12 protein-coding genes and 2 rRNA genes are annotated in these 14,702 nt (G+C 58.8%); 7 read left to right on the forward strand and 7 right to left on the reverse strand.

The window, feature by feature from the left end; translation table 11 throughout:
• Positions 1-159: 159 nt before the first annotated feature.
• A 5S ribosomal RNA gene (gene rrf, locus CAUR_RS19270) occupies positions 160-274 on the reverse strand.
• A gap of 92 nt (positions 275-366) precedes the next feature.
• Positions 367-3,307: ribosomal RNA gene (locus CAUR_RS19275) — 23S ribosomal RNA — on the reverse strand.
• 427 nt (positions 3,308-3,734) lie between these two features.
• Here CAUR_RS19275 and CAUR_RS19280 point away from each other — a divergent pair.
• Positions 3,735-4,466, forward strand: a complete 732-nt coding sequence (locus tag CAUR_RS19280) for a DUF5995 family protein (protein ID WP_012259509.1) — start codon at positions 3,735-3,737, stop codon at positions 4,464-4,466.
• Between the two features lie 22 nt (positions 4,467-4,488).
• Positions 4,489-5,049 (forward strand): VTT domain-containing protein, encoded by a 561-nt coding sequence (locus tag CAUR_RS19285; protein WP_012259510.1) that lies wholly within the window; start codon positions 4,489-4,491, stop codon positions 5,047-5,049.
• Between the two features lie 59 nt (positions 5,050-5,108).
• On the opposite strand, the gene bchE is transcribed toward CAUR_RS19285, so the two are convergent.
• From bchE to CAUR_RS19305, 4 genes are all read right to left on the reverse strand, one after another.
• Positions 5,109-6,758, reverse strand: coding sequence for a magnesium-protoporphyrin IX monomethyl ester anaerobic oxidative cyclase (gene bchE, locus CAUR_RS19290; protein ID WP_012259511.1), 1,650 nt, complete (start codon positions 6,756-6,758; stop codon positions 5,109-5,111).
• Positions 6,759-6,829: 71 nt separating this feature from the next.
• A complete protein-coding gene (gene bchJ / locus CAUR_RS19295; RefSeq protein ID WP_012259512.1) occupies positions 6,830-7,432 on the reverse strand; it encodes a bacteriochlorophyll 4-vinyl reductase in 603 nt (200 codons plus the stop codon).
• Positions 7,433-7,614: 182 nt separating this feature from the next.
• Entirely contained in the window at positions 7,615-8,397 is a 783-nt protein-coding gene (locus CAUR_RS19300) for a TlyA family rRNA (cytidine-2'-O)-methyltransferase (protein ID WP_012259513.1), read from the reverse strand.
• A 2-nt stretch (positions 8,398-8,399) separates the two neighbouring features.
• Entirely contained in the window at positions 8,400-8,741 is a 342-nt protein-coding gene (locus CAUR_RS19305) for a hypothetical protein (protein WP_012259514.1), read from the reverse strand.
• Between the two features lie 487 nt (positions 8,742-9,228).
• On the opposite strand from CAUR_RS19305, the gene CAUR_RS19310 reads away from it, so the two are divergent.
• From CAUR_RS19310 to CAUR_RS19320, 3 genes are read left to right on the forward strand one after another with little or no spacing between them, the layout of a single operon-like run.
• A complete protein-coding gene (locus CAUR_RS19310; RefSeq protein ID WP_012259515.1) occupies positions 9,229-10,209 on the forward strand; it encodes an energy-coupling factor ABC transporter permease in 981 nt (326 codons plus the stop codon).
• A gap of 8 nt (positions 10,210-10,217) precedes the next feature.
• Positions 10,218-10,976, forward strand: a complete 759-nt coding sequence (cbiQ, locus tag CAUR_RS19315) for a cobalt ECF transporter T component CbiQ (RefSeq protein WP_012259516.1) — start codon at positions 10,218-10,220, stop codon at positions 10,974-10,976.
• Positions 10,977-10,979: 3 nt separating this feature from the next.
• Positions 10,980-11,678: an energy-coupling factor ABC transporter ATP-binding protein gene (locus CAUR_RS19320; protein WP_012259517.1), complete on the forward strand. Its 699-nt coding sequence runs from the start codon at positions 10,980-10,982 to the stop codon at positions 11,676-11,678.
• Between the two features lie 3 nt (positions 11,679-11,681).
• On the opposite strand, the gene CAUR_RS19325 is transcribed toward CAUR_RS19320, so the two are convergent.
• A complete protein-coding gene (locus CAUR_RS19325) occupies positions 11,682-12,191 on the reverse strand; it encodes an NUDIX domain-containing protein (RefSeq protein ID WP_012259518.1) in 510 nt (169 codons plus the stop codon).
• An 844-nt stretch (positions 12,192-13,035) separates the two neighbouring features.
• On the opposite strand from CAUR_RS19325, the gene CAUR_RS19330 reads away from it, so the two are divergent.
• Both CAUR_RS19330 and CAUR_RS19335 read left to right on the forward strand, forming a co-directional pair.
• Positions 13,036-13,536 carry a glutathione peroxidase gene (locus CAUR_RS19330; protein WP_012259519.1) on the forward strand — a complete coding sequence of 167 codons (501 nt, stop codon included), beginning with the start codon at positions 13,036-13,038 and terminating at the stop codon, positions 13,534-13,536.
• Positions 13,537-13,671: 135 nt separating this feature from the next.
• Entirely contained in the window at positions 13,672-14,625 is a 954-nt protein-coding gene (locus CAUR_RS19335; protein ID WP_015909465.1) for a carbohydrate-binding domain-containing protein, read from the forward strand.
• Positions 14,626-14,702 lie beyond the last annotated feature (77 nt).

The following is a 14,702-nucleotide window of genomic DNA, read 5'->3' on the forward strand; positions in this document are numbered from 1 at the left end:
ATGCGTGAAACCAGCACTCCCACACCTGCGACGCCCCGAAAGCGATGCACTACTGGCAGGCCCGATGGCATTGCAGCCTGTGAGCGACCGGTAAACAGAGCGTGCACCAAACAAACAACCCCCGGCAACCGTATCTGGTTGCCGGGGGTCATCATCGGTCGGGTGCGTGGACCTAGGTTCCCAGCGGAGAGCCGCCAGTAGGATCGGCGCTGCGATGTTTCACGACCCGGTTCGGGATGGATCGGGGTGGGTCCACCGCGCTCCTCACACACCCAGTGGTTGAAGGTCGTCCCTTCACCCCTCACGCGATTGTCCTTCTTGCTCACTGCACCATCACCTGCCCCGTCCCGGCCCCCTCGCCGCGACGGACGGAAGCCCTCGCCCCTGCGCACCGGTCGCCTCTACGGGTCACCCCGCCTCCAGCTCCGGCCGCTTATCCCGCTCATCTCGCGGGGGGCTTACCAGCCTTGCGCTGTGAGAGCAGTCGTCTTGCGGCGTGTTTCCCACTTAGATGCTTTCAGCGGTTCTCACTCCCGGACATAGCTACGGAGCTTGCAGGCCGCCCCACAACTCCTCCACCAGCGGTCCGTCCAGCCCGGTCCTCTCGTACTAGGGCCAGCCCCGCGCACTGCTCTACGCGCTCAGAGCGGATAGAGACCGAACTGTCTCACGACGTTCTGAACCCAGCTCGCGTGCCGCTTTCATGGGCGAACAGCCCAACCCTTGGGACCTACTCCAGCCCCAGGATGCGACGAGCCGACATCGAGGTGCCACGCTCCGCCGTCGATATGAACTCTTGGGCGGTCTGAGCCTGTTATCCCCGGGGTAGCTTTTATCCGTTAAGCCACAGCCCTTCCACCCGGTACTGTGGGATCACTACGGCCGACTTTCATCCCTGCTCGGCCTGTCTGCCTCGCAGTCAAGCGCCCTTCTGCCGTTGCACTCCACGGCGGATGACCATCCCGCCTGAGGGCGCCATTGCGCGCCTCCGTTACCCTTTAGGAGGCGACCGCCCCAGTCAAACTACCCGCCAGCCACCGTCCCAGCCTTCCGCCGGTGAGGGCAGCGCAGACCGAAGAGTGGTATTTCACCGTCGGCTCCAGCAGACCCGCAAGTCCGCCTTCTCCGCCTCCCACCTATCCTACGCATCCGCCTGCACGGCCCGATGGCAAGCTGTAGTAAAGCTCCACGGGGTCTTTTTGTCCCGCTCTGAGTTGGCCGCATCTTCACGGCCACTGCAATTTCACCGAGCCCCCGGTCGAGACAGTGCCCAGATCGTGATGCCTTTCGTGCGGGTCGGAACTTACCCGACAAGGAATTTCGCTACCTTAGGACTGTTATAGTTACAGCCGCCGTTTACCGGGGCTTCGGTTTGGAGCGTTCACCCCTCCCCTTAACCTTCCGGCACTGGGCAGGCATCACCCCCTATACGTCGCCTTCCGGCTTCAGCAGGGAGCTGTGGTTCTGGTATCCAGTCGCCCGGGCCTGGACCCTGCGGCTGCCTCGGGCTCCACCCGCCAGGGGCTTCACCCTACACGCAGCACCCCTTCTTCCGAAGGTACGGGGTCAATTTGCCGAGTTCCTTAACCGGGGGTCACTCGTCCACCTTGGTCTCCTCGACCTGTCTACCTGTGTCGGTTTGCGGTACGGGCGTGGGTGGTCTCCCGAGCCGGCCTTTCGTGGCTGCACAGGCGCCTCGCCATTGGCGGTTGGTTCCCCAACCCCCTTTCACTCACCTCTCGGTCAGCGCAGGACGGATTTCCTTCGCCCTGCTCCCTACCGGCTTGGACGGCGCTCGTCTCGCCGCGGCGACTACCCCTCAGCATCCGGCATTGGTCAAGCGACCACTCCACGGTACAGGACTATTCACCTGTTGTCCATCGGGTCTGGCCGTGGCCGTCCCCTTAGGCCCGACTACCCTGCCGCGGTGCATCCGTGCGGCAGAACCCTTTGACTTTCGGTGGCGATGATTGCCACATCGCTTCTCCGTTACTCATTCCGGCATTCGCACTCGTGCCCGCTCCAGTGCGGCTTCCGCCGTCCCTTCCCTGCGGTCACGACGCTCCCCTACCGTTGACCTCTCAGTCAACCCGCGGCTTCGGTGGGTCGCTTTGCCCCGTTACAGCCTCGGCGCAGCGCTGCTTGACCAGTGAGCTGTTACGCACTCTTTCAAGGATGGCTGCTTCTAAGCCAACCTCCTGGTTGTCTAAGCGGCGCCACAACCTTTCCCACTTAGCGACCACTGGGGGACCTTAGCCGGCGGTCTGGGTTGTTTCCCTCTCGACGACGGATATTCGCACCCGCCGTCTCACTCGCGGTGCACACACCCGGCATTCGCAGTTTGCCGTCGCTTGGTAAGCGGTGAAGCCCCCGCACAACAACAGTGCTCTACCTCCGGGTGTGCCATTGCCGCGGCTGTACCTCAATACATTTCGGGGAGAACCAGCTATCTCCGTGTTCGATTGGCATTTCACCCCTACCCACAGCTCATCCGAGCCTTTTGCAACAGACACCGGTGCGGCCCTCCACGTCCTGTTAGGGACGCTTCAGCCTGGCCATGGGTAGCTCACACGGTTTCGGGTCAATCCCCGGCGACGGTATGCCCTGTTCAGGCTCGCGTTCACTCCGGCTCCGGCTGGCTCTGCCTTAACCACGCCACCGAGGATTACTCGCCGGATCATACTCCAAAAGGCACGCGGTCACCGGTTGCCCGGCTCCCACGGCGTGGAAGCACACGATTTCAGGGTCTCTTTCACTCCCCTCACCGGGGTACTTTTCACCGTTCCCTCACGGTACTGTGCGCTATCGGTCACTGCGTGTAGCTTGCCTTGGACAGTGGTCTGCCCGGCTTCAGCCCGGGTTCTTCGTGCCCGGACCTACTCAGGAACGACCCCTCACGCTGAGGCGCACGCATACGCGACTCTCACGCTCTCTGGTGCAGGGTTCCACACTGCTTCTGCTGAACGCGGTCGCGTGAGGCCCATCGAGCAGGATGGGCGTGGGTCGTCCTCCAACCCCGTGCGCGCAACGGCTGCCCCCTTGGCACGCGCACGGTTTAGGCCTCACCCGGTTCGCTCGCCGCTACTACGGGTGTCGTTCACTCTTCCTCCGGCTACTGAGATGTTTCAGTTGGCCGGGTTCCCGCTCCGCGCATGCGGAGCGCTGCCAGATGGCAGCGGGTTGCCCCATTCGGAGACCTCCGGATCACAGCCTGCACGCGGCTCCCCGGAGCATATCGGTGCCGTGCCCCGTCCTTCCTCGGCACGCAGCGCCATGGCATCCATCGTGTGCTCATCATGTCTTCCGTCCGTCACGGCCAATGGGCCGAACGGCACCTGGTGCACGGGTGGACAACGCGCACCAGGGATGGTGATGATGCAGGTTCTCTCTCAACAATCGCGTGAGTTGTCAAGGTACGACCGGCCCGTGGCGAAAAAAAGCGGTGCAGGCAAACTGCGCTGCGCCGTGGACGACGGGCCAATTGGTTGCGGAGCGTGCCCGGCTGGGCCGTCCTCCGTGTCATCGCCGGAGCGATTGACGGGTGAGAGTATAGCAAGAGCTGCCGGTTTTGTCAAGCGGGCACAGCGCAACAAGATTTATCCCGTCAGAATGAGGCATAAGAGTAATCCGGGACTTGAAGATATTCCTGCACTTCGCGACGATATTTACATGGTACACTGTTAGCGGGAAAACGAAGAACGCTCCCCAAACCAATCCCGAAAGGACTATTTTTTGTGCTGACGCAACGAATGACAACTCTGGTCGAGCAGTGGACGGCAGTCGGCGACCGGCGTTCGATCTTTCTTGCCTGTTACCAGCGGATGACTGAGAACATGCTCTCCGCAGTGGCGCGTCACGACTTCTTCGATCCCGATTGGGTCGCTCATTTAATCGGCAGCTTTGCCGATTATTATTTTGCCGCTCTCGCAGCCTGGGAACGCGACCAGAGTGGGCCGGCTGTCTGGCAGTATACCTTCACCTATGCCAATCGGCAGGATGCATCCGTTGCTCAACATTTACTACTCGGTGTGAATGCCCATATCAATTGCGATCTGGTGCTGGTACTGGACGATCTGCTACACCAGGAATGGCCATTGCTCTCTGCGGAACAACAGCGTCAGCGCCATGCTGATTATCTAGCCGTTAATCGTGTCATCGAACAAACTATTGATCGGGTGCAGGATGAAGTTATTGCTCCCTACTCAGTAACACTCCAGCTTCTCGATGCGGTTTGTGGGCCATTCGATGAGTGGTGTACCGCTCGTCTGATCCGTAACTGGCGTGATGATGTCTGGCAACAGGCACTGACAGTGATAAGCCTGGACGATCAGGAAGAACGTCTTGCTGCACGTCGTCAGGTTGATCAGCTCGCACTGGCCAGGGCTTATCTTCTCAGCGGTAATCTGACCGAAGTGAGAAGTTTTGGCTATCCATTGCGCTGGTTGAAACGACTACGTTTGCTTTAAGCTATAAACACAACGAGGAGATATGTCTGCTGAAACACCATTGCCATTGTGGCGGGTCTGGCTCTGGCCAGCAGTGGTAGGTATCACTATCGCTGTTGCCAATGTTCTGGTCTTTATCCTTCTCCCTCCCGATCTGGTTGAACGGTTAGGCGCCCTTGGTTACGTTGGGGCGTTTCTTTCTGCCGGAATTGCGAATGCGTCGATTGTGGTGCCGGTACCGTATTACCCATTGCTGATTCGCCTGGGACAGGCGTTTAATCCCTACGGCGTCGCAATCGCTGCGGCTGCCGGATCGGTTTTGGGCGAGCTGGTGGCTTTTTACGCTGGACGCAGTGGGCGCAAAGCGATGGAGCGCACCTCGTTCTACGATTGGGTGCATCGCCAGATGCAACACCCATGGCGTGCTCCACTGGTGCTGTTCGTCCTGTCTGCCCCTCCCAATCCCTTTTTCGATGTGGCAGGCATTATTGCCGGTGCAGTTGGGGTGCCGGTGTGGACATTTGTCATTACGGTGTTTCTTGCCCGCATCGTGCGCATGGGACTGGTCGTGGTGCTGGGCTATACTCTGTTTGGCGGATGGTGATAAAAACCGGTACGCTGTCGTTGTTCTCGTGACAGCGTACCGGTGCAGGCAATTGACCTTCAGGCTGAGCGAGTCTCGGATTCGCTACCGGGGTTGACGCTTGCTGCCTCAAGCGGTAAGTTGAGTGGGTTTTCCGCTTGAATCTTGATCTCCTCTGGATCGATGCCGGGTGCTGCGCCACCAAAGGTGGTATCGGCATGCAATACTTTCTGCTCTTTCAGCGCAGCGATCTGCTCTGGCGTCAACACACGTGACTCGTCGAAACCCAGATCAATCTCAAGCTGTGTGCCGCGCACATGCACACGACCCAGATCGTAGAAGCGGCGGGTGACCGTCGTCTTCATAAAGGCACGTAAACAACCCAACATATAGCGGCGCTTGAAGGGGTCTTTGATAAACGGGTATTCGAGAAACGCCTTACGCATGTAGAAGCGTGCATAGTTGCGGAGGACGCCTTTCAATACCTCTTCCCGATCCATCAAATCAGGCTTCATGATCGGAGTCACGAAGTTGTATTTGGCGTAATCACGCACCTCAACCCGGTCGCCCAGTTCCTCAAATAGTTCCGCAAATGGCCACGGGGTGTACATGTTCCAGTTCGCCATATCCGGCTTCCAGTCGAGGACGTAACGATAGGTCTCCTCGATGGTCTCCGGCGTCTCGTTCTCCATACCCATGATGAACTGGGCTTCAGCCACCATGCCGTGCTTCTTAATCAGTTCGATTGCCCGTTTATTCTGTTCAATGGTGGTCTGTTTGCGGAAGCGGTCGAGATTCATCTGGGCTGCCGCCTCGGTACCGAGCGAAATATGCACCAATCCCGCCGCTCGCCAGAGCGGTAACTGCGCTTCATCGCGCAAAATGTCGGTCACCCGCGTGTTGATGCCCCAGTAGACTCGTACCTGACGCCGTATCAATTCTTCGCAGAGGGCAGTGAATTTCTTGCGGTTGATTGTCGGTTCTTCATCAGCCAGGATGAAGAAGCCAACATTGTAATCACGTACCAGTGTCTCGATTTCATCAACAAATTTCTGTGGGCTGCGCGCACGGTAACGGCGCCAGAATTTCCACTGTGAACAGAATCGGCATGTGAACGGACATCCACGTGCGAAGTTGGGCACGGCCACGCGCACATTCAACGGCACGTAGATGTAGCGCTTCCAGTCGTAGAGGCTCCAATCCGGTGTCAGTTTGTCGAGGTCAGCAATCGGATCACGGGCCGGCGTCGCCACGACTTTGCCATCTTCGAGGTAGGCAATCCCGCGAATCTTTACCCGGTCACGCTGATCGCTACCATAGGCGATGGCCTGCATCAACTCGACAATAATCTCTTCACCTTCGCCACGCACGATATAGTCGATCCAGGGCGCTTCAGTCAGCACCTGACCATACATAAAGGTCGGATGGATACCACCGAGGATCAGCCGGGCATTTGGTAGTTCTTCGCGGGCAATCTTGAGCGTCTCCTGGGCTTTGTAGATCATCGGCGTGATCGCCGTCGCCATGACAACATCAGGGCGATTGTGGCGCAAGATAAGACGTAGCTTCTCGTCAGGCAGGTCTTCGGTCATGGCATCAACAAAGCGCAGGTTATCAAAACCTGCTGCCCGTAAAGCCCCGCCAATGTACGCCACCCAGCTCGGTGGCCAGTTGCCGGCAATCTCTGCTCCACCAGCATGGTAATTCGGCTGGATCATCATGATCCGCATGCGAGACCTCTCTTCCTTTTGACGACCAAGTCTGAACTACACGTACATAGAAAGCTATGATGAGCAGCAGATCATCTGCTCAACTCCACTGCAAACTCACACCGGCCCGTTCCCATCGCCCGGCACGCCACCTCGTGTACCCGCAATCGATCACAGACCACCCGGCGCAGTAAGCCCTCGAACGCAGCCCGATAGTAGGCACATACCGGTTCGGTAGCGCGTACCCCACGGGCTTCAACACTATCGGCCAGGGTCAAACGCCATGCGGGCTGCAACGTGTAGCCGAACCGTCCACTCCCGGCAAACGTCCAGGCATGACGGGCAATAGCGGGCAGAAAGATGCGCAGGGCGAGTCCAACCGGCAAACGGGGAAGTAACCAGCGAATTGGCACCGGTACGCGGTGTGTTGCCACATACTGCGCAGTCAAGTCACCAGATTGCGCGAGCACATCTGCTGCTGCCGATACCCCTAACCAGAAACGCAGATCGGCAATCAGGTCACCAAATTCGCTCTCTGGCAGCATATGGTCGGGCATCGCCTCCAGCAAATGTCCACGCCCTGTTCGCCGCAGCCAGTCCGCAACTGCCTCTTCACCGTACTGAGCACGCGCTGCTGCAACAGTCTGAATGATCGAATTTGGCCCAATTCGAGCTTCCGTAGCAACCTCTTGCATAGTCAGCCTGCACTATTGCTTGAAGTGTCAATGTATGCCTTAAATGTAACATTTTTGCTTCCATCCGCTCGTTGTGATTCATTCACTCAGCGTAAAAACCGGGTGAAGAAAGCTGGGCAGAAGGTTGGCAAGAGGTTTTACCTGGCAATGACCGCCAGGCACACTGGCTCTATCGAGCCATATCAATGCGTGTGTACTACTGAGGCGATTGCCCGTTCGCTATCGAGCGTGGGGCGGGCCGGGTGAAAGAGGGCCAGGAATTCAACATTGCCGGCAGGGCCGGTAATCGGGGATCGGGTCAGGGCCGCCGGATTGAGTCCACAGTCGCGTGCGAAGCTGAGAATATCGCGAATGACCTGCGCGTGCACTGCGGGATCACGTACCACACCGCCTTTGCCGACATGCTTTGGCCCTGCTTCAAATTGCGGCTTAATCAGTGCAACGATCCAGGCTGTCGGCGTCACGAGCCGCTGCACTGCCGGCAGAACCAGGCGCAACGAGATGAAGCTCACGTCGATCACGGCACAGTCGGCCAACGTATTGGCCGGCAGCGCCGTCAGATGGCGAATGTTCGTTCGTTCAAGCGCCACGACGCGCGGGTCATTCCGTAAACGGTGATCGAGAATGCCGTATCCAACATCAACCGCGAAGACGCGCCCGGCCCCCCGTTGCAGCAGGACATCGGTAAAACCACCGGTCGAGGCACCAACATCCAGCGCGGTCAGGCCTGTCGGATCAAGCGCAAATTGATCAAGGGCATGGGCCAGTTTAAAACCACCACGACTGACATACGGCAAGCCGGTACGCACCTCAACACTGGCATCGTCAGCGATCAGCGTCCCGGCCTTGGTCTGTACCTGACCATTCACCAGCACCTGGCCGGCCATGATCAATGCCTGCGCCCGTGCCCGTGTTTCAGCCAATCCACGACTAACCAGTACCTGATCGAGGCGCTGACGGGGCATACTCACTCTTCCCGCTGCAATTCAAGTTCCAGCCGGGCGATCTCTTCCTCTAATTCGGCCACCATGGCCCGTAACCAGTCCGGCGGTGGGTTGTGGGGATCGTGGAGTTGGGCGCGCAGCATACGTAATTGACTGCGCCGTAAACGCAACTGTTCACGAATGGTTGAATGGCGATCAACCGGTGGTGAAGCGGGTGGCAATGGTTGACCGGCAAGGTAGTCAGTCACCAGTTCGGTGATCAAATCATCAAGCTCAATATCCCGCTCCCGGAGCAACCAGTTCAGTTGCTCACGTTGGGCCGGGGTCAGCCGAAAGCGAGTTGGAATCGTAAAATATCCGCTCATACTGCCCTCATTATATCAAATCTGGGCGCAGCGACAGCGTGACCCACCATCCAATCATCACCCTATGCCGGCGTCGCGCCCTTCACTTCACCCCTAGCCCCAGCTTCCATCGGGGGAGTGGGGAGTAGGGAATGGGGCGTGGGTATGATCGCGATGTATGCTGTTTTGGGCGACTGGCCCGGTGGCAGCGCGCCGCTCCAGCCGTGCTATCACGTGCCTGATGGATTGCCTTACGCGCCCATCATGTGCGTGGCGCAGGGTTTGGAGTGCGGCAGCCATGCTGCCGCGCCAGCCGTGCTCACGATCCGGCGCGTGGCCCACCGTTCCCCATCCTGGTCACGGGGGTGCTGGATGGGATCGTTCAATCATCACCAGTCGTTCCGTCCCTTTATAATGCACCGACATCACCAGAAGGTGCCGTATCGTTGATTTGGTTTATAATGGAACAGGTACAACACCAATACCGGCTAGCATAGAGGGTTTCACCATGTGGTGGCAATCGCTTCTCGATCACTGGATTCTTGCGCTTCACATTCCTGACGGGTTTCTGCACGCACCCGTTGCCCTACTCTGGTGGGTGCCAACGGTGATTATGATCGGTCTTGCCCTACGCGCCGTGCAACAATCGGCTGCCGAACGCACCGTCCCCCTGATGAGTGTCCTGGCTGCGGCTATCTTCGCCGCACAGATGCTGAATTTCCCCATTGTCGGTGGTACATCCGGTCACCTCCTGGGTGGTGTGCTTGCTGCTATCGTCCTGGGGCCATGGGCCGGTATGGTCGTGATGACATGTGTGATTGTCCTTCAGGCCATTGTGTTTCAAGATGGCGGTATCGTGGCTATGGGGGCCAATATCTTCAACATGGGGATTGCCACCGCCGCGATTGGTGGCTGGATCGCCCGTCCCCTGCTGGTTCAGGATCATGCCTTCACCACCAATCGACTCCGTATTGCCCTGGTTGCTACCGCTACCGGCTGGTTGTCGGTGATGGTCGCCGCCGTTCTTACCTCTGCGCAACTCGTGCTCTCTGACCTGCCGGCAGGAATCGTCTTTCCGGCGATGCTCGGCGTCCATGCACTGATTGGGATTGGCGAAGGAGTATTGACGGCGGCTGCGTTGCTCGCCCTGGTCACGGCCCGGCCAGACATCCTGCAGCCAGGCGATACGCCAACCCCGATGCGCACCCAGTTGCTAACAGCAGGTGTGTTCATCGCTGCTCTGCTTGCCGTGCTTGCACCGCTTGCCTCTCCCGACCCGGATGGGCTTGAGCGGGTCGCTGAAGATGTCGGGTTCCTTGATCGTGCCCTCGACGCACCATACCAGATTATGCCCGACTATACCGTCCCATTGCTCGGCGAGACTCCACTCTCGACGATTGTCTCCGGTCTCATCGGGGTCATCATCACAGTTGGCATCGTGTGGGGCATTGCTGTCATGCTCCGCGCCCGCAGGCCATCACGCTCGTAACGACCCCTATGCAGGCAGGGTATACCGCTGGAGACGGACGAGTCAAGACCGGGCTGGCCCTCGGATTTGTGCTCACGATGGCGTGGATTCCGGTGGCAGCGTGGGATGCATTGCTGCTGGCAGCCGGTGTCCTGTGGGGAACACTCTGGTGGTGCCGGGTCGGCGTATGGACGATCTGGCGCCGGTCGCTGATTGCCGTGCCATTCGTCCTGACCGCGCTCACCCTCGTGGTGTCACAACCCGGTACACCACTGGTGAGCATCACGGTCGGGCAACAGGCCATCATCGCCACCGACGGTGGCATCGCTGCCGCCGCCACCGTCCTCATCAAAGCCTGGCTCTCAGTGCAGGCAATGCTGACGCTCATGGCAACCACACATTTCAGCGAGGTTGTGCAGACCGGTGCTGCCCTTCGTTTGCCGCCGATCCTGCTGGCTATCCTGGACATGACCTACCGCTATCTGTTCATTATGCACGAGGAAGCGATCCGTATGCTGCGGGCACGCGACAGCCGCTGCGCCGCCATTCCCGGCTACCGCCATGGTCAGACCCTCCGCTGGCGGGCACGGATCACCGGCCAGATGATTGCCACCCTCGTGATCCGTGCCTACGAGCGGAGTGAGCGGGTCTACGCGGCAATGCTGGCCCGCGGCTACACTGGTCATCCCCTGCGTACCACCCATCCCCCACTCCGGGGGAGCGAGTATGCGCTGCTCGGTGGTGGATTCGTGGTCTTCGCAAGTATCCTTGTCATTGCCTACACCTGAACCATGATTGAACTAACCCAGCTCTGGTATCGCTACCCCGATCACACACCGGCCCTGCGTGGGATCAACCTGACCGTCGCCGCAGGCGAAAAAGTCGCCCTGCTCGGCGTTAATGGTGCCGGCAAAAGCACGCTGCTCCTCCACCTCAACGGAACGCTCCATCCAGAACGCGGAACCGTGGTCGTCAACGGGACACCGGTCACAAAACAGACCGTGCGCCAGGTGCGGGCAATGGTCGGGCTGGTCTTTCAAAACCCCGATGACCAGCTCTTCTCGGCAACCGTCGGTGATGATGTCGCATTCGGGCCGCAGTATATGGGGCTACCGCCGGCAGATGTCACCCAACGAGTACACCAGGCGCTGGTGGCAGTCGGCATGCAGGGATTCGAGCAGCGCCCGCCCCATCGCCTCAGTCTCGGTCAACGCAAGCGGGTCGCTCTGGCCACGGTGCTGGCGATGCAACCGGCCATCCTCGCCCTCGATGAACCGTCTGCCGGCCTTGATCCGCGTGCCCGCCGCGAACTGATCGAACTCCTCCACGCCCTCCCCCAAACGATGATCATCGCCACGCATGACCTTGACCTGGTAGCCGATCTCGCGCCACGTGCGATTGTCATGGCCGATGGGCAGATCGTCGCCGATGAAGCGACGACAACCCTGCTTGCCGATCAGCACCGTCTGTATGAATTCGGTTTGCGATAGGAATCAGGTAAGAGGACGCCACTGCCGGAGCTGCGTAAAGAAGCGCGCAACCATCTCGGTATGCAGCGGGAAGGCCAGCTCAATCGGCGCAGTGACAATCACCCGTTCCGCAGCTTCACTGTTTGGCAGAAAGCGGGGCAAATCCTCACTCCGCAACAGTGGCCCCAACCCAAATACCAGCAAATAGCCGTCAGAGGTGCTGCGTACCGCAAAATCGCTGATCAATGCCGGATCAACCTCAACCCCGGCTTCTTCGTGCAGCTCGCGCGCAGCCGCATCCTGCCAGCGCTCACCCATCTCGATAAACCCACCCGGCAGTGCTAATTGCCCACGCCGTGGATAGGCAGCGCGTCGAATCAGGAGCAGGCCATCATCAACCGGCTGCAACAATAACACAACCGGTAAGGGGTTGCGATAGGTTGTGCTTCCACAGTTGGCACACAATCGTGGCCATGGCTGATGCTCGGCGAAGGGGTGACCGCAAAATGAACAGAACGAATGTTGGCGATACATGTGTCTCTAAAGCGACGATTAACAATTCCAGCAAGGACTGTAGTATAACATAAAACAGTCCCCCTTGCGCATTGCGGATTCACCCACTTGATACCACGAGGCTGATGGTTGTGTCCAGCTTTTAAACCTCGGCCAGATTGTGACAGACTCACATACTGCCGGCTCCATCTTGCACCCCGCCGGCGAGCGCCTGTGCCATCCCACCGCTCTGTCACTGTGTAGAGAGCATCAACCGGCGCCAATTTATTAAGACTCAGTCTCAAAAATACAGTGCGCATTTCACTACAGCGGTACCTCATCACCCTACGCCTCACCCACTCTCACCCTGCAAACAGAACCCTGGTCATGGTGTGACAGACTCACATACTGCCGGCTCCATCTTGCACCCCGCCGGCGAGCGCCCGTGCCATCCCACCGCTCTGTCACTGTGTAGAGAGCATCAACCGGCGCCAATTTATTAAGACCCGGTCTCAAAAAATACAGTGCGCATTTCACTACAGCGGTACCTCATCACCCTACGCCTCACCCACTCTCACCCTGCAAACAGAACCCTGGTCATGGTGTGACAGACTCACATACTGCCGGCTCCATCTTACACCCCGCTGGCGAGCGCCCGTGCCATCCCACCGCTCTGTCACTGTGCAGAGAGCATCAACCGGCGGCAATTTATTAAAACCTGATCTCGAAGATACGGAACGCATTTCACCACAGAGGCTTGTTGCGTTTCGTCAATGCCTGCAATCGGCGTCATTCTCACCCGTAATCCACGCATTTTGGTAGTACAATAATAATGATAATACAAGCACTATCAGAAATATTTAAATAAACTTAAAGGAATACACCCATGACTATCTATCAGTTCTCCGCACAACGAATTGACGGTTCAACCCAATCACTGGCCGACTTTCGCGGTCAGGTGTTGCTGATTGTTAATGTAGCCAGCATGTGTGGTTTGGCTCCTCAATATGCGGGTCTCGAACAGCTTTATCGTCGTTATCGCGACCAGGGCTTCACAGTATTGGGCTTTCCGAGCAACCAGTTTATGCAGGAACCACGCAATAATGAAGCAATTGCCGAATTTTGTGAGCGTACATATCAGGTGACCTTCCCCCTCTTTGCCAAAATTGATGTCAACGGGCCGAACGAACACCCGTTATTTACCTATTTGAAGACTCAATTGCCCGGTCTATTTGGCAGCACAGCGATCAAATGGAACTTCACGAAATTCCTGGTTGATCGCAATGGCAAGCCATACCGCCGGTACGCACCGACCGATCTGCCATCGCAGATCGAAGACGACATCGTGTTGCTCCTGCGTCAACAGCCCAAATCTTTGAGTGCATAGTCATCAGTGTCTATACCTGATTGAGCGTGATACCATCGGGTGCACGAGCTACAGGAAGTTACTCTTCATGACGGGCAAATCCTCAACGAATCGCCATAATATCCAGACAATCGAAATCGCCTGATCCGCGCCAGTGTGCTTGATGCCACCACCCGCAGTCCGACCCTGACCATCCGGGCACGGGGCACCGCAGCCGGCGGGGTCTGGCCGAGCATGGCCCTGCGGATTAACGGCGCCATCGTCCAGCGCTGGACGGTCACCAGCACGACCTTTCAGACCTATACCTATACCCACCCAACCCCCCTCGACGCCGATCAGACCATTGACCTGCTCTTCGAGAACGATGGTGTGGTGGGCAACGACGACCGCAATCTCTTCATTGACACCATTCAGATCGGCTCCCAGGTCATCAGCGCCGGCCAGCGGGGGGTCAGCTATGACCGGGGGGCACTTGATGGGCGCGACGTGTACGCCAGCACGGGCGCGCTCCCCTGGCAGGGCGCACTCCGGCTCACCGAGCGGTATACGTATGACAGCGTGGGCAATCTGACCCGGAAAGCAGACCTGCCGATCACCTATGGCACCACCGGGAATGGCCCGCACCGACCGACGACCATCGGTGGGCAGGAGGTGCGGGCCGACGCGGCAGGCAATCTCACGACGGTGAATGGGCGGCAGATTGTCTGGAACGCCCGCGGGTTACCGGCCAGCGTGAGCACAGCCGGCGTCAGTGAGCAATATGGCTATGATGCGACCGGCGCGCGAGTCACGGTCATCAGCAACGGGGTCCGCCAGCGCGTCGTCGGGGGCCTCTGGGAACACCACGGCACCAGCATGCGCCATGTCTATACGCTTGGGCAGCGGCTGGTCGGCGTGCGTGACGTCACCAGTGGCACGCGTACCTTCCTCCACCTGGATCACCTGGGCAGTATCAGCGTTGCCACCACGGCCCAGGGGAGCGTCATCCGGCAGGAGGATGACCCGTGGGGCGCAGTACGGGTGCCGGCCGTCCAGGCCGGCCACGTCCCGATCACGGCGACGAATCGAGCGTCTACCGGCCAAACGCGTGATGCCAGTGGATTATTGTAGTATCATGCACGATACGACGATCCCGACATCGGGCGGTTTCTCTCCGCCGACACCATCATCCCCGCCAGCCCGCCGCT

The sequence above is a fragment of the Chloroflexus aurantiacus J-10-fl genome, assembly GCF_000018865.1.
In the GTDB taxonomy this organism is placed as follows: domain Bacteria; phylum Chloroflexota; class Chloroflexia; order Chloroflexales; family Chloroflexaceae; genus Chloroflexus; species Chloroflexus aurantiacus.

Excerpts from the sequence above, each read along its gene's own strand:
- bchE (WP_012259511.1), bottom strand. The coding sequence starts at position 6,758 with ATGCGGATCATGATGATCCAGCCGAATTACCATGCTGGTGGAGCAGAG.
- CAUR_RS19310 (WP_012259515.1), top strand. The coding sequence starts at position 9,229 with ATGTGGTGGCAATCGCTTCTCGATCACTGGATTCTTGCGCTTCACATT.
- CAUR_RS19330 (WP_012259519.1), top strand. The coding sequence starts at position 13,036 with ATGACTATCTATCAGTTCTCCGCACAACGAATTGACGGTTCAACCCAA.
- CAUR_RS19320 (WP_012259517.1), top strand. The coding sequence starts at position 10,980 with ATGATTGAACTAACCCAGCTCTGGTATCGCTACCCCGATCACACACCG.
- CAUR_RS19285 (WP_012259510.1), top strand. The coding sequence starts at position 4,489 with ATGTCTGCTGAAACACCATTGCCATTGTGGCGGGTCTGGCTCTGGCCA.
- CAUR_RS19325 (WP_012259518.1), bottom strand. The coding sequence starts at position 12,191 with ATGTATCGCCAACATTCGTTCTGTTCATTTTGCGGTCACCCCTTCGCC.
- CAUR_RS19300 (WP_012259513.1), bottom strand. The coding sequence starts at position 8,397 with ATGCCCCGTCAGCGCCTCGATCAGGTACTGGTTAGTCGTGGATTGGCT.
- cbiQ (WP_012259516.1), top strand. The coding sequence starts at position 10,218 with ATGCAGGCAGGGTATACCGCTGGAGACGGACGAGTCAAGACCGGGCTG.
- CAUR_RS19305 (WP_012259514.1), bottom strand. The coding sequence starts at position 8,741 with ATGAGCGGATATTTTACGATTCCAACTCGCTTTCGGCTGACCCCGGCC.
- bchJ (WP_012259512.1), bottom strand. The coding sequence starts at position 7,432 with ATGCAAGAGGTTGCTACGGAAGCTCGAATTGGGCCAAATTCGATCATT.